General features: G+C 51.1%; 1 protein-coding gene. It reads left to right on the forward strand.

Annotated elements, in window-relative coordinates; translation table 11 throughout:
* Positions 1-128: 128 nt before the first annotated feature.
* The gene (locus HMPREF2749_RS03560; RefSeq protein ID WP_070593457.1) at positions 129-467 is read left to right on the forward strand and encodes a hypothetical protein; all 339 of its coding nucleotides are present in this window, start codon (positions 129-131) and stop codon (positions 465-467) included.
* The last annotated feature ends 193 nt before the right edge of the window (positions 468-660 follow it).

The following is a 660-nucleotide window of genomic DNA, read 5'->3' on the forward strand; positions in this document are numbered from 1 at the left end:
TTTATATGCGTTCAGCTGTGCTACAATATAAGCGTAGGGAAAACACGGGGCGGGAAACCCCGAAACCCTACCGGCTGTAGCTAATCCCGGCACAGCCGAACAGCAAATCAGACAAGGAGCTGAAAATCATGACTATCAAGGTTCGCCACGAGAGCGTATGGAACAAGAAGAAGGGTTGCTACGAGATTCGCTATTACCCCGTTCCTAATCATTGCTGGTGGCCCGCCATCGAGTTTGAGCGCTACCTCTTCGACCCTTACGGTGGAACGGGCCCGGCGGCTTACTTCCGCGGTGAAAAGCTTCCCGCTGATGACCTCATGGCTATCAATCTTCACATTTATTTTGATGAAAATCAGAAGTTGCACATTTATGATTTCCGTGAAAATAAGTACATCACGAAGAAGGAAGCTCACGCGGCCATTGTTCGTTATGTCAAGCAGCAGGGCGCTGTTGAAATTGTAGAGTAGCCACAAGGGGGGGGCGACTCAGGGGAAACCTTGAGCCGCCCCTCTTGCACTTTCTGGCGCACCTGGCGCGCTGAAAATCTCTCCAAAGTTTCGCCGCCACAGCTTGTTTATATTCCTTCACCTATGCTACAATATAAGTGTAGGGAAGAACGGGACAGCAACCCGAACACCTTACCGGTGCAGCCAATCCCGG

Source organism: Rothia sp. HMSC075F09 (assembly GCF_001810515.1).
Classification (GTDB): Bacteria; Actinomycetota; Actinomycetes; order Actinomycetales; family Micrococcaceae; genus Rothia.

Bases quoted from the DNA above. Each gene is read 5' to 3' on its own strand.
- HMPREF2749_RS03560 (WP_070593457.1), top strand. From the start codon at position 129: ATGACTATCAAGGTTCGCCACGAGAGCGTATGGAACAAGAAGAAGGGT.